Source organism: Helicobacter salomonis, from assembly GCF_017979425.1.
Taxonomy (GTDB): domain Bacteria; phylum Campylobacterota; class Campylobacteria; order Campylobacterales; family Helicobacteraceae; genus Helicobacter; species Helicobacter salomonis.
This window is the reverse complement of record NZ_JAERIS010000064.1, coordinates 1-277: the sequence shown is the minus strand read 5'-3', so window position 1 is coordinate 277 and position 277 is coordinate 1. Positions and strand designations below refer to the sequence as shown.

Here is a 277-nt window from a genome sequence, read left to right as displayed (position 1 = left end):
CATCTCAGTAGCTAGAGGAAAAGAAATCAACGAGATTCCCTGAGTAGTGGCGAGCGAAAGGGGAAAAGGGCAAACCGAGTGCTTGCACTCGGGGTTGAGGACTACATTAGCTAGAGAGAGAACTTAGCAGAAGTGTTTGGAAAAACACGCCATAGAAAGTGATAGCCCTGTATGCGAAAAGTTCTCTCAATGGTAGTAGAATCCAGAGTAGGCCAGGACACGTGAAATCCGGGCTGAAGCCGGGGAGACCACTCTCCAACCCTAAATACTACTACTA

Annotated in this window: 1 rRNA gene; it reads left to right on the top strand. The window is 48.0% G+C overall.

Annotation, left to right across the window (positions count from 1 at the left end):
- Positions 1-273: ribosomal RNA gene (locus KCO92_RS07280) — 23S ribosomal RNA — on the top strand; the annotation flags it as partial.
- Between the last annotated feature and the right edge of the window lie 4 nt (positions 274-277).